This window comes from Massilia arenae, assembly GCF_008014745.1.
GTDB lineage: Bacteria > Pseudomonadota > Gammaproteobacteria > Burkholderiales > Burkholderiaceae_D > Telluria > Telluria arenae.
On sequence record NZ_VPFD01000015.1, the window covers coordinates 101,679 to 123,116 of the forward strand.

Genomic DNA, 21,438 nt, shown 5'->3' on the forward strand with positions numbered 1-21,438 from the left:
GCGCCAGGCGTCTTAATCGTCGGCGTCGCCGCTGCGCCGGGCCCTTGCCTCATAGCGCACGATCCACCACGTGGCGGCGGCTACCATGAGGGCCAGAGCATACCAAGTGAGCGCGTAGACGAGGTGATTATTCGGGAACGAGATGACGGTCAGGCCGCCGACCGCCGTTTCCGGCGCGTCCTTCGGATCCTGGCCCTTGCTGGCGTCGACGAAGAACGGCGCGACGTTCGCGGGGTCGAGGCCGCGCGCGGCGGCGATGGCGCCCACTTCGCGCGCATACCAGCGGTTGTTGACGGGATCGTTATCGCGCAGGAAACCGCTTTTCGGTTCGGCGATGCGCAGCAGGCCGGTGAGCGCGACCGGCGCGCTAGCAGCGGCCGCGCACGGGTCGCCGGCGGCCTTGTTGGCCGGGTACTGCTGCGCGATATTGCCGCTCGACAGAATGAAACCGCGGTTGACGAGGATGATGTGGCCCGAGTCAAGGCATAACGGCGTGAGCAGCCAGAAACCGGCGCCGAGATCGGACAGCGCTTGCACCGGTGTGGTCAATTCGTAGAGATAGTGGCCCGACAGGCGCACGCGCCGGTATTCGTCGGACTCTTTTGAAATCTGCGGCCATTGCGTCGCCGATGGCGGCGCAACGGGATCCGCATGAACGCGTGCGTCGACGCGTTCGATCAGGTCCAGTTTCCATTGCAGGCGAAACACCTGCCAGGTGCCAAGACCGGCAAACAGCACGAACAGCAGCAGGGCCGCCACTGCCAGGGCGCGCCGCACGAAGGCGGAGCGGTGAGGGTGTGCCGGCACTACCGGCTGTTCGTGCACTACTGCCATTTAGGTCATGTCGTGGGTGCTGTTCGGACCCATGCCCGGCATCATATTGGTGTTCATATGATGCATGACCCAGATCGAACCGGCCAGGACGATGACCAGGATGACGACCGTCAGGATGGCGGCCATCATGTTCCAGCCGCCTTCCGACTTCGAGCTAAGGTGCAGGAAGTACACCATCTGCACGATCAGCTGCACGCCGGCGAACAGCAGGATGACCCACTTGGTGGTCTCTGGCGCCAGCACGTTGCCCATCACCAGCCAGAACGGGATGATCGTCAGGATCGCTGCCAGCGCGAAGCCGATCAGGTAATCCTTCTGGCTGTAGTGCGTCACGTAGACGTCGTGGCCATGATGGCCGTGGTCGTGGTGGTCGCTCATGGCAGGACTCCCATCAGGTAGACAAAGGTGAAGACGAAGATCCAGATCAGGTCCAGGAAGTGCCAGAACAGCGACAGGCACGACAGGCGACGGAAGTTCTCCGGGGTCAGGCCGTGTTTACCCAGCTGGAAGAACAGGGTCACCAGCCAGATGATGCCGAACGTCACGTGCAGGCCGTGGGTACCGACCAGCGCGAAGAACGCGGTCAGGAAGCCCGAACGCTGCGGACCGGCGCCCATGTGGATCAGGTGCTGGAACTCATAGATTTCCACGCACAGGAAGGCCAGGCCCAGGATGCCGGTCGCGACCAGCCACATGCGGGTCTTGGCCAGGTTCTTCGCTTGCGCGGCGATCATGGCGAAGCCGAAGGTCAGCGACGACACCAGCAGGAACGCGGTGTTGAGCGCGATCAGCGGCAGCTCGAACAGCTCGGCGCCGGTCGGACCGCCGGCGTACGAGCGGCCTTGCACCGCGTAGGTCGCGAACAGGGACGCGAAGATGAGGCAGTCGCTCATCAGGTAGAGCCAGAAGCCCAGCAGCGTGCCCTGCTCCGGGTGGTGTTCGCGGGCGATGTAGCGCCCGCTCACGTCGTCGGCGACGCTGCCGCCGGTTACAGTTGCTTTAAGTTCAGACATGGCTTTCCAGCATACGGGTGCGCTCTGCTTCAGTACGGGCCACTTCTTCGGCCGGAATGTAGTAGTCGCGCTTGTAGTTGAAGGTATGGATGATGATCGCGACCATCATCGCGATGAACGACGCCACGGTCAGCGCCCACATATGCCAGATGATGCCGAAACCCACCACGCACGAGATCGCGGAGATGATGATGCCGGCGCCGGTGTTCTTCGGCATATGGATCGCCACGAAGTCCTTCAGCGGACGACGGTAGCCGTTCTTCTTCATGTCGGCGAAGGTGTCGTTGTCGTACACCACCGGGGTGAAGGCGAAGTTGTAGTCTGGCGGTGGCGACGAGGTCGCCCACTCCAGGGTACGGCCTTCCCACGGGTCGCCGGTGAAGTCGCGCAGACGAGCGGTGTTGCGGTCACGGAAGCTGACATAGAACTGCATCAGCAGCGCGCCGATACCACCGGCAATCATCAGGGTGCCCACGAACGAGATCTGGAACAGCCACTGCACCGAAGGATCGTCGAAGTGACTCACGCGACGGGTGTAGCCCATGAAGCCCAGGATGTACGGTGGGGTGAACGCGACCCAGAAACCGATCGACCACAACCAGAACGAGACCAGGCCCCAGAAACGGTCCAGCTTGTAGCCGAAGGCTTTCGGGAACCAGTAGTTGATACCGGCGAAGATACCGAACACGACACCGCCGATGATGACGTTGTGGAAGTGAGCGATCAGGAACAGCGAGTTGTGCAGCACGAAGTCGGCCGCCGGGATGGCCAGCATCACGCCGGTCATGCCGCCGATGACGAAGGTCAGCATGAACGAGATCGTCCACATCATCGGCAGTTCGAAGCGGATGCGGCCGCGGTACATGGTGAACAGCCAGTTGAAGATCTTGGCGCCGGTCGGGATCGAGATGATCATCGTCGTGATGCCGAAGAACGCGTTGACGCTGGCGCCCGAACCCATGGTGAAGAAGTGGTGCAGCCACACCAGGTACGAGAGGACCATGATGACGCAGGTCGCGTACACCATCGAGGTGTAGCCGAACAGGCGCTTGCCGCAGAAGGTCGAGACGACTTCGGAGAAGATACCGAAGGCCGGCAGGATCAGGATGTAGACCTCAGGGTGGCCCCAGATCCAGATCAGGTTGACGTACATCATCGGGTTGCCGCCACGGTCGCTCGTGAAGAACGCGGTGTCGAGCAGGCGGTCCATGCCCAGCATGGCCAGCACGGCGGTCAGGATCGGGAAGGTGACGACGATCAGGATGTTGGTGCACAGCGAGGTCCAGACGAAGACTGGCATCTTCATCAGGTCCATGCCCGGCGCACGCATCTTGATGATGGTGACGATCAGGTTGACGCCCGACAGGGTGGTACCGACACCCGCGATCTGCAGCGCCCAGATGTAGTAGTCGACGCCGACACCCGGACTTGCCAGGATGCCCGACAGCGGCGGATACGCCAGCCAGCCGGTGCGTGCGAACTCACCCACGAACAGCGATGCCATGATCAGCACGGCGCCCATGGTGGTCATCCAGAACGAGAAGTTGTTCAGGAACGGGAAGGCCACGTCGCGCGCACCGATCTGCAGCGGCACCACGTAGTTCATCAGGCCCGTCACGAACGGCATCGCCACGAAGAAGATCATGATCACGCCGTGGGCGGTGAAGATCTGGTCGTAGTGGTGCGGCGGCAGGAAGCCGGCGTTGTCGCCGAAGGCGATCGCCTGCTGGGCGCGCATCATCAGGGCGTCGGCAAAGCCGCGCAGCAGCATGATCAGGCCCAGGATCATGTACATGATCCCGATTTTCTTGTGGTCGATACTGGTGATCCAGTCCTTCCACAGGGTGCCCCACAGGCGGAAGTACGACAGGATGGCCACGAGGGCCAGGCCGCCGACGATCACGCCTGCGAAGGTAGCGAGCAGAATCGGCTCATGGAGCGGGATCGCGTCCCAGCCCAGCCGACCGAAGATAAACTTCGTCAAGTCGAATGATTCTTGCATGATTACTTCATCAAGGTATTAATAGGAGCGACGCACATTTCCAGTGCTTCCGCCAGCTGCGACTTGCCACCCTTTGATTGCTGGCGGATAGCGGCGGCCATCTGGTTGCGCTTGTCGTCTTCGTGCATCTGCTGGTTCATGCACATGGTGCCTTCCGCCACGCAGCGGTTGACGACACGGTTGAACAGCGCAGGCTCGACCTGGCCGTAGTGGCGCACGGCCTCCTTGGCGGTCGGCTTTTCCAGCACCAGGTAGTCGGCGCGATCCAGGACGGCTGGATTGGCCTTCATTTCCTGCACCCAGGTGTTGAACTCTTCGTTGGTGACGCCTTTATAGGCGAACTTCATGTGCGAGAAACCGTCGCCGCTGAAGTTGGCCGACAGGCCGTGGTAGTCACCGGTCTTGTTGAGCACAGCGTTCAATTCGGTCTGCATGCCGGGCATCGTGTAGATCATGCCGGCCAGCGTCGGAATATAAAAGGTGTTCATCACGGTCGATGCCGTCATCTTGAAGCGGATCGGGGTATCGATCGGGGTCACCAGCTGGTTGACCGAGGCGATGCCCTGCTCTGGATAGATGAACAGCCATTTCCAGTCCAGCGCCACGACCTGCACTTCGAGTGGCTTGGTCGATGCCGGGATCGGACGGTGTTCGTCCAGGCGTTCGAGCGGACGGTAAGGATCGAGCTTGTGGGTGCTGACCCAGGTGATCAGGCCAAGGACGATGATGATCAGGAGCGGTGCGCCCCAGATGATGAGCTCGAGCTTGGTCGAGTGGTCCCAATCGGGTTCGTACTTCGCGTTGGCGTTCTTGCGATAGCGCCAGGCGAACAGGACAGTCAAGATCATCACAGGGACGATAATCAACAACATCAGCACAACCGATATGGTGATCAGATCGGCCTGCTGCTTCGCAATATCACCGGTGGGATTCATTACGACCGTATTGCAGCCGGCCAGCGCTGCAAGCGAAAGTAATGGGAGTCCGCGGCGGACAATTTTAGGAATCATGCTAGGTATCTAACGTTACATGGAAGGAGAACATGCTACTGTAATGCCAACGGTCGCCAAAGAACATTGGACACATTGTCCCACCTTTGCCGGAGTGCAATTTTAACAACAGTGGCGACCGTCGACTTCTCTGGAGAACACAATATGCAAAGCACGACGACGTACGGCGGCGCAGGGGCCGCTCCAATCACACACCCGCACAGCGGGGCTCGCAACATCAACGCCAGGGATGCGCACGTCGATCCCGGTGACATCGCCGTTGGCGTCGTCATCGGCCGGTCGGCCGAATACTTCGAGTTCTTCACGTACGCAATCGCGTCGGCACTCGTCTTCCCCGCCATTTTCTTCCCATGGGCGGACCGGCTCGACGCCACCCTGTATTCCTTCGCGATCTTCGCGCTCGCCTTCATAGCACGACCGATCGGCACGGTCGCGTTCATGGCGATCCAGAAGCGCTGGAGCCGCGACATGAAGCTCGGCATTTCCCTGCTCATGATGGGTACCAGCACCGTCGTCATCGCCATGCTCCCGAGCTATAGTGAAATCGGCGCCACCGCGATCGTCCTGCTGGCAGCCTTGCGCATCGCCCAGGGTTTCGCCCAGGGTGGTTCGTGGGATGGACTGCCTTCGCTGCTGGCTCTTAGCGCACCCGAGAACAAGCGCGGATGGTACGCCATGCTCGGACAATTGAGCGCACCGCTTGGCTTCGTGATCGCGGCCGGCATTTTCGCCTTCCTGATCACCTATACGGCCGAAGAAGATTTCCTGACCTGGGGCTGGCGCTTCCCGTTCTTCGTCGCCTTCGCCATCAACGTGGTCGGCACCTTCGCCCGCCTGCGCCTGGCCAGCACGCCCGAGTATTCGCGCCTGCTCGACTCGCACCACCTCGATCCGGCCCCGGTCGGCGAACTGGTGAGCAAGCAAGGCAGCAATATCGCCATCGGCGCCATGGCTGCCCTGGCCAGCTACGCCCTGTTCCACCTGGTGACCGTGTTCCCGCTGTCCTGGATCCAGCTGTACGATACCCGTCCGATGGATGAGTTCCTGCACGTCCAGATGTGGGGCGCCGGCCTCGCGGCGATCGCCATGCTGATCTCGGGCGTCGTCGCCGACAAGCTGGGTCGCCGCACCACCCTCGGCACCGCCGCGGCGCTGATCGCCCTGTATTCGGCCTCGATCCCGTTCCTGCTCGATAGCGGTACCGGCGGCCAGAATGCCTTCATCCTGATCGGCTTCACCCTGCTCGGCTTCTCCTACGGCCAGGCAGCGGGCGCCACGACCTCGAACTTCCTGAAGCACTTCCGCTACACCGGCGCGGCGCTGACGTCGGACCTCGCCTGGCTGGTCGGCGCGGCCTTCGCACCGCTGGTCGCCCTCGGCCTGTCGGCGCACTTTGGCCTGGGTTATGTCAGCCTCTACCTGCTGTCGGGCGCCGTGGCCTCGCTGGCGGCACTGAGCCTGAACCGCAAGCTGGAGATTCGCGACTGATGATTGTCGCTTAGCGTGAAACGACGACGGCCCTGCGGGGCCGTCTTTTTTTGGGCTAGTCGCGCGCGGTGCGCCACTCCTGGGGATTGACCGGCTGTTCGTGTTCGTGGCCACAGTTCGTGATCCGCTGCTTGCCGTGTTTTTCGATCATGTCGATGCTCGTGGCGGGCGAGCGCTCGGTGATGCAGTAGATGCCGAGCGGCGTCACGACCCGAAAGCGGCGCGCCCCATCGCCGCCGTCGTTCACAAGCTCGACGATCTTGGGCCCCTCGTACCACTTGTTCGGCGCCAGCGCAGCGGCTTCCCTGAACTTGTTCGCCATGCGGATCTGCGGGCTGTCGCGCGGGGCGACGATGGTCGGCTTGCTGTCCTTGCGCACGGCACGGTCGACGGCGCCGGCGTCGCGCATGGCCTGTTCGATCATCTGGCGTGCAGTGCCGGCGGCCGGCTCCGCCGCCGCCGCCGGGGCGGTCACGACCTCGACCGGAGCGGCGGCTGCAATTGCCTCCGGTGCCGGCGCAGGGGGAGCAGAGGCCGCGCTCGGCCCGGGCGCGGCATGCACGCGCGGCCGGTCAGGAGCCGCCTCGACCGCCGCCGCCTCTGGCAGGCGCGGCTGCACCCTCACCCACTGGACGAACTCCGCCTCGCCCTGCACGGGCAGCCGCAGCTTGCGCGCCTGCTGCCAGGTGGCCACCAGCGCCGCATGGACCAGCAGCGTGACGACCAGGCCCGTCATGCGGCTGTGCGGATATTGGGTCAGTAGGCGGTTTGGGGGCATAGGGCCCGAGTATAGCCGCCGCCGGGCGGCTATTTCTCACGCATTGTTGCGCCTGACCTCGGTATAAATGCCTGGCACGCTCGAGAGTCCGGCCTTCACCGCCTGCGTGAGTTCGTCGATCATGACTTCGTCGGCGCCCGCTTCCAGCGCCGCGTAGCCGCGGTCGACCACGGTGGACGGCGCCAACTTGGGCATGGAGATGTCGCGCGTCAGGTCGGTGTCGATGAAGCCGACGTGCAATGCCAGTACCTGCGTGCCCTGCTCGCGCAGTTCATTGCGCACGGCATTGGTCAGCCCCCAGGCCGCCGACTTCGACACCCCGTAGGCCGCCAGCGCCGGCGAGCTGATCCAGCTCGCCACCGACAGCACGTTGAGGATGGCGCCGCCACCGTTGCGGCCCAGCACCGGCGCGAAGGCCCGGCTCATGCCCAGGATGCCGAACACATTCGTCTCCAGCATCGCCCGCAGCGAGTCCTCCACGCCATCCGCCAGCACCTGCTGGAAATGGGCGATGCCGGCATTGTTGATCACCAGGTCGACGTCGCCCAGCTCGCGCGCCGCCGCGGCCACGCTGCGCGCATCCGTGACGTCAAGCTGCACCGGGGTGACACCGGCCAGGGTAACGCTGGCGGGATCGCGCGCCCCCGCATAGACCTTCCTGGCGCCGCGTGCGAGCGCCTGGCGGGCGAATTCGAGGCCCAGGCCGCGATTGGCGCCGGTGACGAGGACGGTGGCATTGTCGAGTTTCATGGCTATCCCTTTCTGGTTGTGGGCGTCATTAAATATGACGATCATCATATTTTAGTCCAGAAAAACGAACGCGTACTGACAGGCTGGGATTCAGGCAGGCTGGCATGCGTACTGGGTCAGCAAGGCTTGCCGGCTGGCCGCCAGCATCGCACTGCCTTGCGGGTCGGGCCCGAAGGTGCGCGCAATTTGTAGGGCGCCGACCATGGCGCCAGCCAGCGCCAGGGCCTGGCCAGCGGTGTCGCTGCGCCCTTCTTGTTCCAGCGCCGCCTGGACCTGCCCTACCAGCCGTTCGATGCGGCTGCGCGCGACCGCGCGCAGCGGCGCTTCCTGGCGCGCCATCTCCGAGCCGAGGGCACCGACCACACAGCCCAGGCCCGATTCATGGGCCGTTAGGTGTTCTTCGGAAAGGTAAGCAGTGATGAGCGCCGCCAGCGGACTGGCGCCGTCCTCGCGCAAGGCGGCCGCGCGGCGCTCGAGATTGGCAGTGGACGCCGCATCGCCATGCTCGAGCGCCTCGACCAGCAAGGCCTCGCGCGAGTCGAAGTGGGCATAGAAGCCGCCGTGGGTCAGGCCGGCGCCCTTCATGACGTCGGCCACGCCAACGCCCGCGAAACCGCTGCGGCGCAGCGCGCGCGCCGCGACGTCGAGGATGCGCTGATGGGTTTGTTCCCGTTTGGAGGGGATGGTCATGCCGTGAATGGAGGAATGGGATGATCTTTATCCTACGACCATCCCACCATGCTGGTCAACCGTGTCCGGATGTCACGACAGCGCCGTGTCGAGCACCGTCATCAGGATGAAGCCGAAGATCAGCGCGATGCTGGCCTGGGTCCCGTTGCCTGACTGGCGCGACTCGGGGATCACGTCGTTGACGATCACCAGCAGCATGGCGCCGGCGGCGGCAGCCAGCGCATACGGCAGCAGGCCGGCCGAGATGCCGATGAGCGCCACGCCGAACACGGCGGCGATCGGCTCGACCAGGCCCGAGGCCACGCCCATGGCCACCGCGGTCAGGCGGCTGTAGCCGACGGCGTGCAGCGCCAGCGCCACCACCAGGCCTTCGGGCACGTCCTGGATCGACACGCCGGTGGCGAGCGAGGTGGCTTTTTCGACGTCGATGCCGGCGAAGGCCACGCCGATGGCCAGGCCTTCGGGCAGGTTGTGCAGGGCTACGGCCCACACGAACAGCCAGGCGCGGCGCAGCGATACCTTGTCGGGATCGTTGGTCAGGATGCCCTCGGTGCGCACCGCGCGGCCGAGCAGCAGGATGGCGCCGGCGCCGAACATGATGCCGGCGCCGACCATGAGGCTCGATTCCCAGTTGCCGGCGCCGGCCGTCTTGGCGGCGCTCAGGGCGGGGATCACGAGGGAAAAGGCAGTGGCGCCGAGCATGACGCCGGCGCCGAAGCCGAGGAAGCAATCGTAGGTGCGCTTGGTGAAATTCTGTGCGAACAGGACCGGCAAGGTGCCCAGCGCGGTCGCGGCCGCCGCGGTGCTGCCGCCCGCCAGGGCCGCCAGCATCTTGGGATTGGCATTCATGATCTGCTCGATCATGCTGCCGAGCAGGACGAGGAAGCCGATGGCGCAAATGCCGAAACCGATGGCGCGGCGTGGGGTCAGCCAGCGCGGAAGGCTACGTGGGTGTTCAGTTTTCTCGGTCTGGATGTCCATGCATCTTCCTGTAAATACTGCACCGGGGCCGCATATCGCGCGCGACCCCGGCGCCGGGGATTACTTCAGCGGCTTGCCGCTACCCATCGGATTGCCGATGCCGGTATCGTCCAGCGGTCCACCCATCGAAGCGACCGTGGCCTGGCCTTTGGATTCATCGCCCGCGTTGGCAATAGTACCACCGCTTGCCGATTGCATCATGCCCAACTCGGCCCCCGTACGAGGGGTTGCCGCCGGGTTCGAAATCGTGCGCGCAGCCATCTGCTGGAGGATGTCGATGTCTTCGTTCGGCAAGGCCACTTCGGCCTGGCCCGAGCCGCCATCGACCGCCATCTGCTTTTCGCGATCGCTGATGAAGTCCCAGTCGGGACCCTGGTTCCAGGAGCCGCGCATCTCGCCATCGCCCTGCGACATATTGTAGTAGACGCTGGCGAAGGCCGGCACCACCGGCATTTTACCGGGTGGGAAATTCGGCTCCATCGAGTACAGCGCCTTTTCGAACGATTTCAAGTGGGCGACTTCGCGCGTCATCAGGAAGCCCAGAGCGTCCTTCACGCCCGGATCGTCGGTCAGGGAGATCAGGCGCTCGTAGACGATCTTGGCGCGGGCTTCGGCCGCGATATTCGAGCGCAGGTCGGCGGTGGGCTCGGTGATCGAGTCGATATAGGCGGCCGTCCACGGCACGCCGGCGGAGTTGGTCAGCGGCGCGCCGGCGCCATACAGCACCTGCGTGATATGGCTGTCGTTGCCGGCGCCGGTGATCGACTTGTACATCTCGGCTTCTTCCTCGGCGGCCTCGGCCAGGCGGCCCTTGGCGCCCTTGTTGAGCATGGCAACGATGTGGCCGATGACCTCGAGGTGGCTCAGTTCCTCGGTCGCGATATCGAACAGCATGTCCTTGCGGCCTGGGTCGTCTTCGGCCACCGCCTGGGTGAAGTAGCGCATGGCGGCAGCCAGTTCGCCCTGCGGACCGCCAAACTGCTCGAGCATCAGGTTGGCCAGACCGGGGTTCGGTCCGCTGACCCGGACTGTATATTGCAAGCGCTTATTGTGTGCAAACATGACAGGAATCTCCGATTGAAGTGAGAAATCAAAGCGGCAGCGACGCATCCTGCGTAACGCTGCCTGGGACGGGTCGCCGCCGGGATCGGCAACCCAATGCATGCATGTTCTCAGGTCGACCGTGCGATTTCAGTCAGGAGCACTCCCGTGTCCGTGTAGGATAAATGTGACAATCTGTTATTCCAGATAAACAATCCTCCAATCACCTCGCCTGTCATCGCATGCGTCGTACCAAGTGCGCCGCTGTGTGCGCCCCGCACTGACACCCCACCGGCACGCGCGCCTACAGTCATGGCGCGCAGGCCAGGACTACCATATTGTTCAAACAATCACGAACGGGGGTATTACCATGAATCTCAAGCAACTGAGCCCAAGCATTACCGACATGATCCGCTTCGACCACTCGCATGTGATGGTCACCTTCCACCAATACTCGAAAGACAAGAGCCCGACCGTCAAGAAGGCCCTGGCCGACACGATTTGCGATGGCCTGGAGATCCACGCCACGCTCGAGGAAGAGATCTTCTATCCCGTCATGCGCCAGCGCGACGGCAGTGAGCCCTTCATCCACGAAGCCGAGCCCGAGCACGATGAAATGCGCCGCCTGATCGCCGAACTACGCGCCACCTCCGGCGCCGATCCGCGCCACGACCGCCTGGTGATGGAACTGATGCGCGACGTGATGCACCACGTCGCGGAAGAGGAAACCAAGCTGTTGCCGGACGCCGAGGCGATCCTGGGCAAACAGCGCCTGTCCGAACTGGGCGCCGACATGACACGCCGCCGCATGCAGCTGGTGGGACCGAAGGCCGGCAAGCTGGCCAAGGAACACCTCGTCGGCTTCTCGGGCAGCACGGCGGCAATGGTGGTGGGCGTGGCCGGCGCCCTGCTGGCGGCGTTCGCGCTCAAGCCGAAGAAGAACACCTGGAAGACGCAGCCGGCGAATACCTGACCGTCTCTTCCGGTTACCGATGACGCCGCCGCTCGCAAGACCGGCGGCGTTTTATCTCAGATCTGGTCGGGGAAAAATACCGGCATCAGGTCGAGGGTCGATTTGACCCCGAGATGGGCGCCCTGCTCCTTCAGCCAGCGGTCGGCGGTCTTGACGCCCTGGTCGTGCAGCATCTGCAGGAAGGGCATCTCGGCATTCATCTTGGCCGACATACCGTGGTCCTGCAAAAACTCGTTTCCGCTGATCAGATGCAGGTGCTTGGTGTTGGGCGCCGCGCCTGCGCCGCGGCTCTCGTCGGGCACCCCGCTCAAATATTGCAGGGCGCTGACCTCGCGCACGAAGCTGATATTGAAGGCGATCTCGTTCGAGCGATTGGCGATGTCGGCGATATTGGTCGGCATCTCGCTGCGCGCGATCGGATTGTTCTGAATGATGATCAGGTCGCTGGCAGCTGAATGCCGCACCAGCGGCTCCAGCGGCGGATTGGCGACATAACTACCGTCCCAATACATCTCGCCATCGACCTCGACCGCCGCGAATACCGTCGGCAGGCAGGCCGAGGCCACCAGGCGCTGCACGTCCATCTCTTCTCGCCGGAACAGCTTGCCGGTGCCGGTCCGTACATTGGTCGCGGCGATGAACACCTGCAGCTCCTCGCAGTCGCGCACCCGGTCGAAGTCGATCATGGTGGCAAGGAAATTACGTAAGGGATTGAGGGTGAGCGGACCTTCACGCACCGGCCCCATCATCGCGCCCATCATTTCGAGCAGGTGGTAGGCCGGCGAAAATGCCATGGTGAAGGTGGGCGCCATGCGGTCGAGCGGCGTGCGCTGCAGCGGACTCAGGGTCGCCGCGCTGCCGAGGGTGCGCCAGAAGCGGTCGAGCGCGCGGCGCGCGCCTTCGCGACCGCCGCCGCGCGCGTAGCCGTCGGCCACCACGACCGCATTGATGGCGCCGGCGCTCGAGCCGCTCAGGGCGTCGATGACCAGGTCGTCCTCTTGCAGCAACCGGTCGAGCACGCCCCAACCGAAGGCCCCGTAGGTTCCCCCGCCCTGGATGGCGAGGCTGATCGTCTTGTAGGTCGTCAAGGTCTGCTCCATCGTGATTGATGGAGTGAGCTTAACGCGGCGCCCGATGTTGCGGCGCAGCGTAGCTTCAGGACATCCACGCCATCACGAGCGGTACCAGCCACGGCGCCAGCAGCGCTGTGAGCGCGCCGTTCAGGCCCATCGCCAGGCCGGCGAAAGCGCCCATCTCGGGGCTGACCTGGAAGGCGCGCGCCGTGCCGATGCCGTGCGAGGCCAGGCCCAGCGCGAAGCCGCAGGCGGCGTCCGAACGAATACCCAGCAGCTTGAACACGTAGCGCCCGAACACGGCGCCGAAGATGCCGGTGCCGATCACCAGCGCCGCGGTCAGCGCCGGGATGCCCCCTAGCCGCTCGGCCACCGCCATCGCGATCGGCGAGGTGGCCGATTTCGGCCCCAGCGTATAGGCCAGCTCCGGCGTGGCGCCGAGCAGCAGCGCCACGACCACGGCCGACACGATGGCCGTCACGCTGCCGGCCAGCAGCGCCGCGCCCAGCGGCAAGGCGGCGCGGCGCAGGCGCGGCAGCTGGCGCACCAGCGGCACCGCCAGCGCCACGGTGGCCGGTCCAAGCAAGAAGTGGACGAACTGGGCGCCGGCAAAATAGCGCTCATACGACATCCCGGTGAGCCACAGCACGGCCACGACTAGCGCGACCGTGATCGCCACCGGATTGGCCAGCGGCGACGCCTTGCACAGGACGAAGATGCGCTGCGCTGCCAGGTAGGCGCACAGGGTCATGGTCAGGCCCAGCAGGGGCGAGGCAGAAAGATAGACCCAGAAATGGCTGAACTCGGCGAAATCAGGCATCGCCGTCCTTCCTGGCGTCGCCCATCCCGCGCAGGATCAGGCCAGTGACGGCCAGGGCCAGCACGGTGCTGACCACGAGCGAGGCCAGGATGGCGATCCAGTGGCCGCTGCCGCTGCCTGCCGCGACCAGGATCCCGACGCCGGCCGGCACGAACAGCAGCGACAGGTGCGACAGCAACGTATTGGCGGCTTGTTCGACCAGCGCCTGGAGCTTGGGCATGGCCAGCAGCGCCACCATCAGCAACAGCATCCCGGCGACCGGTCCCGGCAAGGGAAGGTGGAAGACGAATACGATGCCTTCGCCCAGGCACTGGAACAACAACAGGACCGCGAACGCAGCCAGCATACCTCTACTCCTGACGCAAGACGGCGACCGCAAGGGCCGCCGAAAAGTGTGCAGGATAGCAAATCCAGCGCCGCCGCGTGCGCGGCGCCTGTATTACGCCTCGGCCGTGGCAGCTGCGCCGGCGATGGCGCCGCGCTTGACCTGGTCGCGCTCGATCGATTCGAACAAGGCCTTGAAGTTGCCTTCGCCGAAACCGTCGTCGCCCTTGCGCTGGATGAACTCGAAGAACACGGGGCCCAGCTGCGGCACGCCGAAGATCTGCACCAGCAGACGCGCATGGCCATCCTTGACGGCGCCGTCGAGCAGCAGTCCGCGCACCTTCAGCGCGTCGGCATCCTGGCCGTGGCCCGGGATGCGCTCGTCCAGCATCTCGTAATAGGTGTCCGGCGGTGGCGCCATCAGCGGCACGCCGGCGGCGCGCAGCTTGTCGACGGTGGCGATCAGGTCGTCGGTCAGCAGGGCGATGTGCTGGATGCCCTCGCCGTTGAACTGCATCAGGAACTCTTCGATCTGGCCGCCACCCGCTTTTCCTTCTTCGTTCAGCGGAATGCGGATCATGCCGTCCGGCGCCGTCATTGCCTTCGAGGTCAGGCCGGTGTACTCGCCCTTGATGTCGAAGTAGCGGATTTCGCGGAAGTTGAACAGCTTCTCGTAGAAACCGGCCCAGTAGGACATGCGGCCGCGGTAGACGTTGTGGGTCAGGTGGTCGATGATGGACAGGCCGTGGCCCGGTGGGTTGCGGTCGACGCCGGCGATGAATTCGAAATCGATGTCATAGATCGATTTACCGACGTTGGCACCTTCGTCAAAACGGTCGATCAGGTACAGCGGCGCGCCGCCGATGCCCTTGATGGCCGGCAGGCGCAGTTCCATGGGGCCGGTCGGGATCTCGACCGCCTGGGCGCCCAGTTCCAGCGCGCGCGCATAGGCCTTGTGCGCGTCCTTGACGCGGAAGGCCATGCCGCAGGCCGCCGGGCCATGCTCGGCCGCGAAGTAGGCCGCGTAGCTCTTCGGTTCGTTGTTGACGATGAAGTTGATCCCGCCCTGGCGGAACAAAACGACGTCCTTCGAGCGGTGCACCGCGACCTTGGTGAAGCCGAGCGCTTCGAACACCGGTTCCAGCACGCCCGGCGTGGGCGATGCGAACTCGACGAACTCGAAGCCCATCAGGCCCATCGGATTTTCGAACAGGTCTGCCATTGTCTCTTCCTTTATTTAGTTGACTCTTGTTGACTCACGTTTCCGCGAACACGTCGGCCAGGAGGCCCCGCAACCACTGGTTGCCCGGATCCTGGTTGAAGCGGCGGTGCCAGAAAATATTCGTTTGCAGCGGCGGCAGGTCGAGGGGCGGCGTCGCCCACTCGAGCCCGAACGGCACGGCCGCGCGCTCGGCCAGTTTTTGCGGCACCGTCACGACCAGGTCGCTGGTGCTCACGATATACGGCACCGCCGTAAAATGCGGCACCCGATAGCGGGTCGCCTGCCCGATGCCGGCCCTGGCCAGCGCCGCGTTGACCCGGTCGTAGGGACTGTCTGCCGCGTCCACCAGCAAATGTTCGGCTTGCGCGAAGCGCGCCAGGGTCAGCTCGCCCCGCGCCAGCGGGTGCCCCTTGCGGAACATCGCCACGAACGGCTGCCTGAACAAATGGCGCTGGTACAGCGCCTCGGACACGTCCTCGAACGGCCCCACCGCCAGGTCGACCCGCCCGCCTTCCATCTCTTCCTTGAGCGACAGCATCCCCACTCGCACCGAGCTGATCTCGACCTGGGGCGCCAACTGGCGGCAGCGCTCGATCAGCGTCGGCATGAAATACACTTCGCCCACGTCGGTCATGGCCAGCATGAAGCGCCGGTTACTGGTAGCCGGCTCGAAACGGCTGCGCTGGTTCAGCGCCAGCGCCACCTGCGCCATCGCGGCCCCGATCGGTTCGGCCATCTGGCTCGCCAGCGGGGTCGGCTGCATGCCGCTGGCGGTGCGCACGAACAGCTCGTCGCCGAAGCTGCGGCGCAGCCGCGCGAGCGCATTGCTCACGGCCGACTGCGACAGCCCCAGACGCCGCGCGGCCGACGAGATCTGGCGCTCCCTGTACACCTCCTGGAACACGGCCAGCAGATTCAGGTCGATATCGTGTGCTTCGATCATGGATTTCCCGGGCTGCCGGCCGGTCCGGCAATAGAAACGCATTGTCCACGCCCGGACGGTCGCCCGAACAGCAATATTTATGATATGAATAGTCTACATTTTTCTATTCATCTCGTAAAACATGGCGGATTATTCTAGAGTGGCGCCATCAAAGATACTATCTACCGTCCAGGAGACCCCATGAGCCACGAGCCCGGCCATCCGTCAGCCTATATGAGCGGTTTCGGCAACGAGTTCGCCACCGAAGCCCTGCCCGGCGCCCTGCCCCAGCACCGCAATTCGCCGCAGCGCGTGGCCTATGGCCTGTATGCCGAGCAGCTGTCCGGGACCGCCTTCACTGCCCCGCGCAGCCATAACCGGCGCTCGTGGCTCTACCGCATCCGTCCGGCGGCGGTGCATGGCAGCTTCGTGCCCCTGGATGCCCCACGCCTGGTAGGCCGCTTCGACACCCCTGCCCCGCCGAACCAGCTGCGCTGGAGCCCGCTGCCGATGCCGGATGCGCCGACCGACTTCATCGACGGCTGGGTGACCATGGCCGGCAACGGCTCGTTTGATGCGATGACCGGCTGCGCCATCCATATGTACGCGGCAAACCGCTCGATGGATGGCCGCTATTTTTATAACTCGGACGGCGAACTCCTGATCGTGCCGCAGCTGGGCAGGCTGTCGATCGCGACCGAACTTGGCCTCATCGAGGTGGCGCCGCAGGAAATCGCCGTGATCCCGCGTGGCGTGCGCTTCCAGGTGCAGCTCCCCGACGGTGAGGCGCGCGGCTATATCTGCGAGAACTTCGGCGCCCTGCTGCGTTTGCCCGATCTGGGCCCGCTCGGTTCCAACGGACTGGCCAACCCGCGCGACTTCCTCACGCCGACGGCGCGCTACGAAGACCTTGAAGGCGAATTCACGCTGGTGACCAAGTTCGGCGGCCGCCTGTGGCGCGCCCCGATCGGCCACTCGCCGCTGGACGTCGTGGCCTGGCACGGCAACTACGTCCCCTATAAATACGACCTGCGCCACTTCAATACGATCGGTTCGATCAGCTACGATCATCCGGATCCGTCGATCTTCCTGGTGCTGCAGTCGCCGTCGGACACGCCGGGCGTGGACACGATCGACTTCGTGATCTTCCCGCCGCGCTGGCTGGCGGCCGAGGACACCTTCCGCCCGCCCTGGTTCCACCGCAACGTCGCCAGCGAATTCATGGGCCTGATCCACGGCGCCTACGACGCCAAGGCCGAGGGTTTCGTGCCGGGCGGCGCCAGCATCCACAACTGCATGAGCGGGCACGGCCCGGACGCCGCCACCTTCGACAAGGCCAGCAGCGCCGACACCGGCCGCCCGCACAAGGTGGGCGACACCATGGCCTTCATGTTCGAGACCCGCGCCGCCCTCGTGCCGACCGCGCAGGCGCTGGCCTCGCCCCAGCTGCAGGGCGATTACCAGCAGTGCTGGGCCGGCATCCGCAAGCACTTCAGCCTGGAGCCATGACACGCAAGCGCACGCTGCGGTGTTCCCGGATTTTGTCATTTATGCCATGATTCGCGGGCAGGCCATCGTGGCCTGCCCGGCCACGGCCCGGCACGACCGGTCATGGGGCACAAGCCCAGCATGTCAGATATATTGATCATCCTCGTTCTGATCCTGTTGAACGGGGTGTTCGCGATGAGCGAACTCGCGCTCGTCTCGGCCAAGCGCATGCGCCTGGAACGGCGCGCCGAAGAAGGCAGCCGCGGCGCCCGCGCTGCGATCGCGCTGGCCGACAATCCCAGCCATTTCCTGTCCACCGTCCAGGTGGGCATCACCCTGATTGGCATCTTCACCGGCGCCTTCGGCGAAGCCTCGCTGGTGTCGCGCCTGACGCCGCAGATCGAGACCGTCGGCTTCCTGGCGCCCTACGCCTACGAGATCGCGCTGTTCGTGGTGGTGCTGGGGATTACCTTCGTCTCGATCGTCCTGGGCGAACTGGTCCCCAAGCGCATCGCGATGCGCCATCCCGAGACGATGGCGACCCTGATCGCACCGCCCCTGAACATGCTGTCGGTGGTCATGTCGCCGTTCGTCAAGGTGCTGTCGCTCACCACCGAGGCGATCGTGCGCCTGTTCGGCATTCACGACGCCAAGGAAGACGCGCCGACCGAGGAAGACATCGCCGGCATGTTCAAGGAAGGCACCGACGCCGGCCTGTTCGAGAAAACCGAGTACGACATCGTCTCGCGCGCGCTGCGCCTGGACGACCGCCACCTGAAGGCCCTCATGACGCCGCGGGTCGACCTGGTCATGATCGACCTCGACGCCGAGCGGCGCAGCACCCTGGAACTGATCAGCTGCCACACCTACAGCCGTTTCCCCGTGTACCGCGGAGACCGTGCCCAGATTCTCGGTTACGTGAAGGTGCGCGACCTGCTGGCGCAGTCGGTGCGCCATGGCTCGCTCGAGGCGGTCAATATCGAGCATGCGGTGTCCGACATCCTGTTCGTGCCCGAAACCGTGAGCGCCATGGTGCTGCTCGAGCTGTTCAAGAAGAACCGCGCCGAACTGGCCCTGATCGTCGACGAGTACGGCGATATCCAGGGCATGGTCACCCTGTCCGACGTGATGAGCGCCCTTGTGGGCGACGTCACCGTGATCGGCGAAGAGAACGATCCGGATGCGGTGCAGCGCCAGGACGGCAGCTGGCTGCTCGACGGCGGCGTCGACCTCGACCGCTTCCGCGACCTGATGAATACCGACGTGCGCTTCCCGGATGAAGGGACCGGCGCGTATCATACGCTGGCCGGCTTCGTTCTGTACCAGTTCGGCTACATCCCCAAGACCTCCGAGTTCTTCGAATGGGGCGGCTACCGGATCGAGGTGGTCGACATGGACGGCAACCGCATCGACCGCATCCTGGTGGATCGCTTGCCCGCGCCGCAGCCGGCCGCCGAGGAGGCCTGATCTTCCCTCCCTATGCGCTTCTCTCAATTGAGAGAGGAAGGCGCTTCGATGTCACACCAGCCGCTCCTGGCTCGTCTGGTTGGATGTGAGGCCCACGAAGGATCGTGGCCGGTCACGCATCCAACCCAGCAGGAGCAAGCACCATGCAGCAAAACAAGGATATCGTCATCCTCATCACCGGCGGCGCAGCCGGCATCGGCCGCGCCGCGGCAATTCAGTTCGCACAGGGCGGCGCGCGCGTCGTCGTCACCGGCCGGCGCGAGGCGCCGCTCCAGGCGCTCGCCGCCGAACATCCAGGCATCAGCTATGTCGTGGCGGACGCCGGCAAGGCCGAGGACGCGCCGCGCACGATCGCCACCGTCATCGAGCGCCATGGCCGCCTCGACGTCCTGGTCAACAATGCCGGAGCCGGCGCCATCCTGCCGCTGGCGGACGCCGACGCCGCGCAGATTCGCGACATCTTCGAGGTCAACGTCATCGGCCCGTCGCTGCTGGCGCGCGCCGCGCTGCCGCACCTGGAGGCATCCAAGGGCCTCATCCTCAACCTGTCGTCCACCTTCGGCCACAAGGCCGGCGCCCTGCTGTCCCACTACGGCGCCAGCAAGGCCGCGGTGGAACACCTGACACGCTGCTGGGCGCTGGAACTGGCGCCGCGCGGCATCCGCGTCAACGCGATCGCCGCCGGGCCGACCGAGACCGACTTCCTGGCCGAGCGGATGGGGCTCACGCCGGACCAGATCCAGGCCGTCAAGGCCGACGAAGCCGCGCGCATTCCGCTGGGCCGGCGCGGCGAGCCGGACGACGTCGGCTCGGCGATCGTGGCCCTGGCCGGCACGATGGGTGGGTGGATCACCGGCCAGGTGCTGGCCGTCGACGGCGGCCTGAACATCAGCTAGCACGCCGCGCCCGGCCAGCGCGTATACTTGTGCTTTGGATCGCACAAGGAGCAGCATGGACGTCGTCAGGCTCGGCCCCCTCATCATTCCGCTATCGGCCGTGCTGGTCGTGCTGGCCCTGCTGGCGGCGACCACCACGGCCGACTGGCTGCGCCGCCGGCGCGGCTTCGACGCCGGCACGGTACTGTGGCGGATGATCGTGGCTGGGTTCCTCGCCGCGCGCGCCGTGTTCGTGCTCAAGCACCACGACATCTACGTCAAGGCGCCATGGAGCGCGCTGGACATCCGCGACGGCGGCTTCGAGCCGGTGGCCGGCCTGATCGTCGCCTGCGTGATCGGCGCCGAACTGACACGGCGCCGCGCCGAATTGCGGCGCCCGCTGCTGGCCAGCGTGCTGGCCGGGGGCGCGGTCTGGATCGGCGGCCTGCTGGCGGCCCAGGCGCTGGCGCCGCCGCGGCCGCCCTTGCCCGACCTGATGGTGCGCCAGCTCGATGGCAGCGAGGTGGCGCTGCGCAGCCTGGGCGGCAGGCCGCTGGTGGTCAATCTGTGGGCCACCTGGTGTCCGCCGTGCCGGCGCGAGATGCCCGCCATGCAGGCGGCTCAGGCGGCCAATCCCGACATTGGCTTCGTGTTCGTCAACCAGGGCGAATCGGGCACGGTGGTGCGGCGCTTTTTGGCCACCCAGCAGCTGCGCCTGCAGAACGTGGTGATCGACCCGGCTGGGCAGCTCGCGGCGCGCACCGGCGCCGCCGGTTATCCGACGACCCTGTTCTACGACGCCGGCGGCAAGCTGCGCCTGCGTCACGTCGGCGAGCTGTCAGAGGCGACGCTGAGGGACAAGCTGGCCAGCCTGCAATGAGTTGGCTACCCGCCGCGAGCGACTTGTGGTACAACATCGCGGCAACCGAGGAGATGTCTATGCAAGTCAATCCGATCCAGCTGTTCGACGCCGAATCGTCGACCTTTACGTATATCCTGGCCGCCCCGGGCAGCTATGACGCCGTCATCATCGACCCGGTCGACCGCCATTTCACGCGCGACCTGGCCCATATCGAGCGCCTCGGCTTGCGCCTGACCCACGTGCTGGAAACCCACGCCCATGCCGACCACGTGACCTCGGCCGGCCGCCTGCGCGAGCATACGGGGGCCAAGGCCTGCGTGCCGAGCGGCTGCGACATCCCGCCGGCCGAAGTGCAGCTGCAGGACGGCGACCAGATCCGCTTCGGCCTGCACGAGCACATCGCCGTGATCCACACGCCCGGCCATACGGCCGGCAGCATGTGCTATCTGTGGCGCGGAAACCTGTTTACGGGCGATACCCTGTTGATCGACGGCTGCGGCCGCACCGACTTTCAGAGCGGAAGCTCGGACAGCCTGTACGACAGCGTCACCCGCAAGCTGTTCACCCTCGACGACCATGTGCGGGTGTGGCCGGGCCATGACTACAAGGGCCAGTCGGTGTCGACCATCGGCTGGGAGCGGCGCCACAATGCGCGCCTGGCCAACCGCAGCCGCGAGGATTTCGTTGCGCTGATGGCGGCGCTCGACCTGCCGCACCCGCGGATGATGGACGTCGCCGTGCCGGCAAACCGCAATCTCGGCCTGCCGCACAGCGTGTAATGAATCAGTAGCGCCAGGTGCGTTTGGGCGCCGGTGGGCGCTTCAT

The 21,438-nt window shown here is 65.1% G+C and carries 22 protein-coding genes; 7 read left to right on the top strand and 15 right to left on the bottom strand.

Features of this window, described 5'->3' with window-relative positions; translation table 11 throughout:
- Positions 1-12: 12 nt before the first annotated feature.
- Genes FVD38_RS14375 through cyoA form a run of 5 tightly spaced genes read right to left on the bottom strand, consistent with a single transcriptional unit; the run spans position 13 to position 4,859 of the window.
- Positions 13-834, bottom strand: coding sequence for an SURF1 family protein (locus FVD38_RS14375; RefSeq protein WP_147935440.1), 822 nt, complete (start codon positions 832-834; stop codon positions 13-15).
- Positions 835-1,212 carry a cytochrome o ubiquinol oxidase subunit IV gene (gene cyoD / locus FVD38_RS14380; protein ID WP_147935441.1) on the bottom strand — a complete coding sequence of 126 codons (378 nt, stop codon included), beginning with the start codon at positions 1,210-1,212 and terminating at the stop codon, positions 835-837.
- On the bottom strand, positions 1,209-1,847 hold the full coding sequence (gene cyoC, locus FVD38_RS14385) for a cytochrome o ubiquinol oxidase subunit III (RefSeq protein WP_147935442.1): 639 nt from the start codon (positions 1,845-1,847) through the stop codon (positions 1,209-1,211). The genes cyoD and cyoC overlap by 4 nt, the downstream gene beginning before the upstream one ends.
- Positions 1,840-3,849, bottom strand: coding sequence for a cytochrome o ubiquinol oxidase subunit I (cyoB, locus tag FVD38_RS14390; protein WP_147935443.1), 2,010 nt, complete (start codon positions 3,847-3,849; stop codon positions 1,840-1,842). Before cyoB ends, cyoC begins: the two co-directional genes overlap by 8 nt.
- Before the next feature lie 2 nt (positions 3,850-3,851).
- The gene (gene cyoA / locus FVD38_RS14395) at positions 3,852-4,859 is read right to left on the bottom strand and encodes a ubiquinol oxidase subunit II (protein WP_147935444.1); all 1,008 of its coding nucleotides are present in this window, start codon (positions 4,857-4,859) and stop codon (positions 3,852-3,854) included.
- Positions 4,860-5,003: 144 nt separating this feature from the next.
- Between cyoA and FVD38_RS14400 the strand changes: the two genes are divergently transcribed.
- A complete protein-coding gene (locus tag FVD38_RS14400; protein WP_147935445.1) occupies positions 5,004-6,347 on the top strand; it encodes an MFS transporter in 1,344 nt (447 codons plus the stop codon).
- A gap of 55 nt (positions 6,348-6,402) precedes the next feature.
- Here FVD38_RS14400 and FVD38_RS14405 read toward each other — a convergent pair whose 3' ends face one another.
- The 5 genes from FVD38_RS14405 to FVD38_RS14425 all read right to left on the bottom strand — a co-directional run bounded on the left by FVD38_RS14405 (position 6,403) and on the right by FVD38_RS14425 (position 10,608).
- On the bottom strand, positions 6,403-7,083 hold the full coding sequence (locus FVD38_RS14405) for a hypothetical protein (RefSeq protein ID WP_147935446.1): 681 nt from the start codon (positions 7,081-7,083) through the stop codon (positions 6,403-6,405).
- A gap of 78 nt (positions 7,084-7,161) precedes the next feature.
- Complete coding sequence (locus FVD38_RS14410) at positions 7,162-7,875, bottom strand: SDR family oxidoreductase (protein ID WP_147935447.1); 714 nt, start codon at positions 7,873-7,875, stop codon at positions 7,162-7,164.
- Positions 7,876-7,965: 90 nt separating this feature from the next.
- A complete protein-coding gene (locus FVD38_RS14415) occupies positions 7,966-8,565 on the bottom strand; it encodes a TetR/AcrR family transcriptional regulator (protein WP_147935448.1) in 600 nt (199 codons plus the stop codon).
- A 72-nt stretch (positions 8,566-8,637) separates the two neighbouring features.
- Complete coding sequence (locus FVD38_RS14420) at positions 8,638-9,546, bottom strand: ZIP family metal transporter (RefSeq protein ID WP_147935449.1); 909 nt, start codon at positions 9,544-9,546, stop codon at positions 8,638-8,640.
- A gap of 60 nt (positions 9,547-9,606) precedes the next feature.
- Positions 9,607-10,608 carry a manganese catalase family protein gene (locus tag FVD38_RS14425; RefSeq protein ID WP_147935450.1) on the bottom strand — a complete coding sequence of 334 codons (1,002 nt, stop codon included), beginning with the start codon at positions 10,606-10,608 and terminating at the stop codon, positions 9,607-9,609.
- 349 nt (positions 10,609-10,957) lie between these two features.
- On the opposite strand from FVD38_RS14425, the gene FVD38_RS14430 reads away from it, so the two are divergent.
- Positions 10,958-11,560 carry a hemerythrin domain-containing protein gene (locus FVD38_RS14430; RefSeq protein WP_147935451.1) on the top strand — a complete coding sequence of 201 codons (603 nt, stop codon included), beginning with the start codon at positions 10,958-10,960 and terminating at the stop codon, positions 11,558-11,560.
- Positions 11,561-11,616: 56 nt separating this feature from the next.
- On the opposite strand, the gene FVD38_RS14435 is transcribed toward FVD38_RS14430, so the two are convergent.
- From FVD38_RS14435 to FVD38_RS14455, 5 genes are all read right to left on the bottom strand, one after another.
- Entirely contained in the window at positions 11,617-12,648 is a 1,032-nt protein-coding gene (locus FVD38_RS14435; RefSeq protein ID WP_229493670.1) for a patatin-like phospholipase family protein, read from the bottom strand.
- Between the two features lie 67 nt (positions 12,649-12,715).
- Complete coding sequence (locus tag FVD38_RS14440; RefSeq protein WP_147935453.1) at positions 12,716-13,453, bottom strand: LrgB family protein; 738 nt, start codon at positions 13,451-13,453, stop codon at positions 12,716-12,718.
- A complete protein-coding gene (locus tag FVD38_RS14445) occupies positions 13,446-13,799 on the bottom strand; it encodes a CidA/LrgA family protein (protein ID WP_147935454.1) in 354 nt (117 codons plus the stop codon). The genes FVD38_RS14440 and FVD38_RS14445 overlap by 8 nt, the downstream gene beginning before the upstream one ends.
- Before the next feature lie 93 nt (positions 13,800-13,892).
- Positions 13,893-14,999 carry a 4-hydroxyphenylpyruvate dioxygenase gene (gene hppD / locus FVD38_RS14450; RefSeq protein ID WP_147935455.1) on the bottom strand — a complete coding sequence of 369 codons (1,107 nt, stop codon included), beginning with the start codon at positions 14,997-14,999 and terminating at the stop codon, positions 13,893-13,895.
- A 34-nt stretch (positions 15,000-15,033) separates the two neighbouring features.
- Positions 15,034-15,942, bottom strand: a complete 909-nt coding sequence (locus tag FVD38_RS14455) for a LysR family transcriptional regulator (RefSeq protein WP_147935456.1) — start codon at positions 15,940-15,942, stop codon at positions 15,034-15,036.
- A gap of 180 nt (positions 15,943-16,122) precedes the next feature.
- Between FVD38_RS14455 and hmgA the strand changes: the two genes are divergently transcribed.
- From hmgA to FVD38_RS14480, 5 genes are all read left to right on the top strand, one after another.
- On the top strand, positions 16,123-17,430 hold the full coding sequence (gene hmgA / locus FVD38_RS14460; protein ID WP_147935457.1) for a homogentisate 1,2-dioxygenase: 1,308 nt from the start codon (positions 16,123-16,125) through the stop codon (positions 17,428-17,430).
- A 120-nt stretch (positions 17,431-17,550) separates the two neighbouring features.
- Positions 17,551-18,876 (top strand): hemolysin family protein, encoded by a 1,326-nt coding sequence (locus tag FVD38_RS14465; protein ID WP_147935458.1) that lies wholly within the window; start codon positions 17,551-17,553, stop codon positions 18,874-18,876.
- A gap of 143 nt (positions 18,877-19,019) precedes the next feature.
- On the top strand, positions 19,020-19,772 hold the full coding sequence (locus FVD38_RS14470) for an SDR family NAD(P)-dependent oxidoreductase (RefSeq protein ID WP_147935459.1): 753 nt from the start codon (positions 19,020-19,022) through the stop codon (positions 19,770-19,772).
- Positions 19,773-19,827: 55 nt separating this feature from the next.
- Positions 19,828-20,631 carry a TlpA disulfide reductase family protein gene (locus FVD38_RS14475; RefSeq protein ID WP_147935460.1) on the top strand — a complete coding sequence of 268 codons (804 nt, stop codon included), beginning with the start codon at positions 19,828-19,830 and terminating at the stop codon, positions 20,629-20,631.
- Between the two features lie 59 nt (positions 20,632-20,690).
- A complete protein-coding gene (locus FVD38_RS14480; RefSeq protein WP_147935461.1) occupies positions 20,691-21,392 on the top strand; it encodes an MBL fold metallo-hydrolase in 702 nt (233 codons plus the stop codon).
- Positions 21,393-21,438: the final 46 nt, after the last annotated feature.

Bases quoted from the DNA above. Each gene is read 5' to 3' on its own strand.
- FVD38_RS14445 (WP_147935454.1), bottom strand. From the start codon at position 13,799: ATGCTGGCTGCGTTCGCGGTCCTGTTGTTGTTCCAGTGCCTGGGCGAA.
- FVD38_RS14470 (WP_147935459.1), top strand. From the start codon at position 19,020: ATGCAGCAAAACAAGGATATCGTCATCCTCATCACCGGCGGCGCAGCC.
- FVD38_RS14440 (WP_147935453.1), bottom strand. From the start codon at position 13,453: ATGCCTGATTTCGCCGAGTTCAGCCATTTCTGGGTCTATCTTTCTGCC.
- FVD38_RS14430 (WP_147935451.1), top strand. From the start codon at position 10,958: ATGAATCTCAAGCAACTGAGCCCAAGCATTACCGACATGATCCGCTTC.
- FVD38_RS14475 (WP_147935460.1), top strand. From the start codon at position 19,828: ATGGACGTCGTCAGGCTCGGCCCCCTCATCATTCCGCTATCGGCCGTG.
- FVD38_RS14410 (WP_147935447.1), bottom strand. From the start codon at position 7,875: ATGAAACTCGACAATGCCACCGTCCTCGTCACCGGCGCCAATCGCGGC.
- FVD38_RS14480 (WP_147935461.1), top strand. From the start codon at position 20,691: ATGCAAGTCAATCCGATCCAGCTGTTCGACGCCGAATCGTCGACCTTT.
- FVD38_RS14465 (WP_147935458.1), top strand. From the start codon at position 17,551: ATGTCAGATATATTGATCATCCTCGTTCTGATCCTGTTGAACGGGGTG.
- hppD (WP_147935455.1), bottom strand. From the start codon at position 14,999: ATGGCAGACCTGTTCGAAAATCCGATGGGCCTGATGGGCTTCGAGTTC.
- hmgA (WP_147935457.1), top strand. From the start codon at position 16,123: ATGAGCCACGAGCCCGGCCATCCGTCAGCCTATATGAGCGGTTTCGGC.
- cyoD (WP_147935441.1), bottom strand. From the start codon at position 1,212: ATGAGCGACCACCACGACCACGGCCATCATGGCCACGACGTCTACGTG.
- cyoB (WP_147935443.1), bottom strand. From the start codon at position 3,849: ATGCAAGAATCATTCGACTTGACGAAGTTTATCTTCGGTCGGCTGGGC.
- cyoC (WP_147935442.1), bottom strand. From the start codon at position 1,847: ATGTCTGAACTTAAAGCAACTGTAACCGGCGGCAGCGTCGCCGACGAC.
- FVD38_RS14400 (WP_147935445.1), top strand. From the start codon at position 5,004: ATGCAAAGCACGACGACGTACGGCGGCGCAGGGGCCGCTCCAATCACA.
- FVD38_RS14375 (WP_147935440.1), bottom strand. From the start codon at position 834: ATGGCAGTAGTGCACGAACAGCCGGTAGTGCCGGCACACCCTCACCGC.
- FVD38_RS14405 (WP_147935446.1), bottom strand. From the start codon at position 7,083: ATGACGGGCCTGGTCGTCACGCTGCTGGTCCATGCGGCGCTGGTGGCC.
- FVD38_RS14425 (WP_147935450.1), bottom strand. From the start codon at position 10,608: ATGTTTGCACACAATAAGCGCTTGCAATATACAGTCCGGGTCAGCGGA.
- FVD38_RS14420 (WP_147935449.1), bottom strand. From the start codon at position 9,546: ATGGACATCCAGACCGAGAAAACTGAACACCCACGTAGCCTTCCGCGC.
- FVD38_RS14415 (WP_147935448.1), bottom strand. From the start codon at position 8,565: ATGACCATCCCCTCCAAACGGGAACAAACCCATCAGCGCATCCTCGAC.
- FVD38_RS14455 (WP_147935456.1), bottom strand. From the start codon at position 15,942: ATGATCGAAGCACACGATATCGACCTGAATCTGCTGGCCGTGTTCCAG.
- cyoA (WP_147935444.1), bottom strand. From the start codon at position 4,859: ATGATTCCTAAAATTGTCCGCCGCGGACTCCCATTACTTTCGCTTGCA.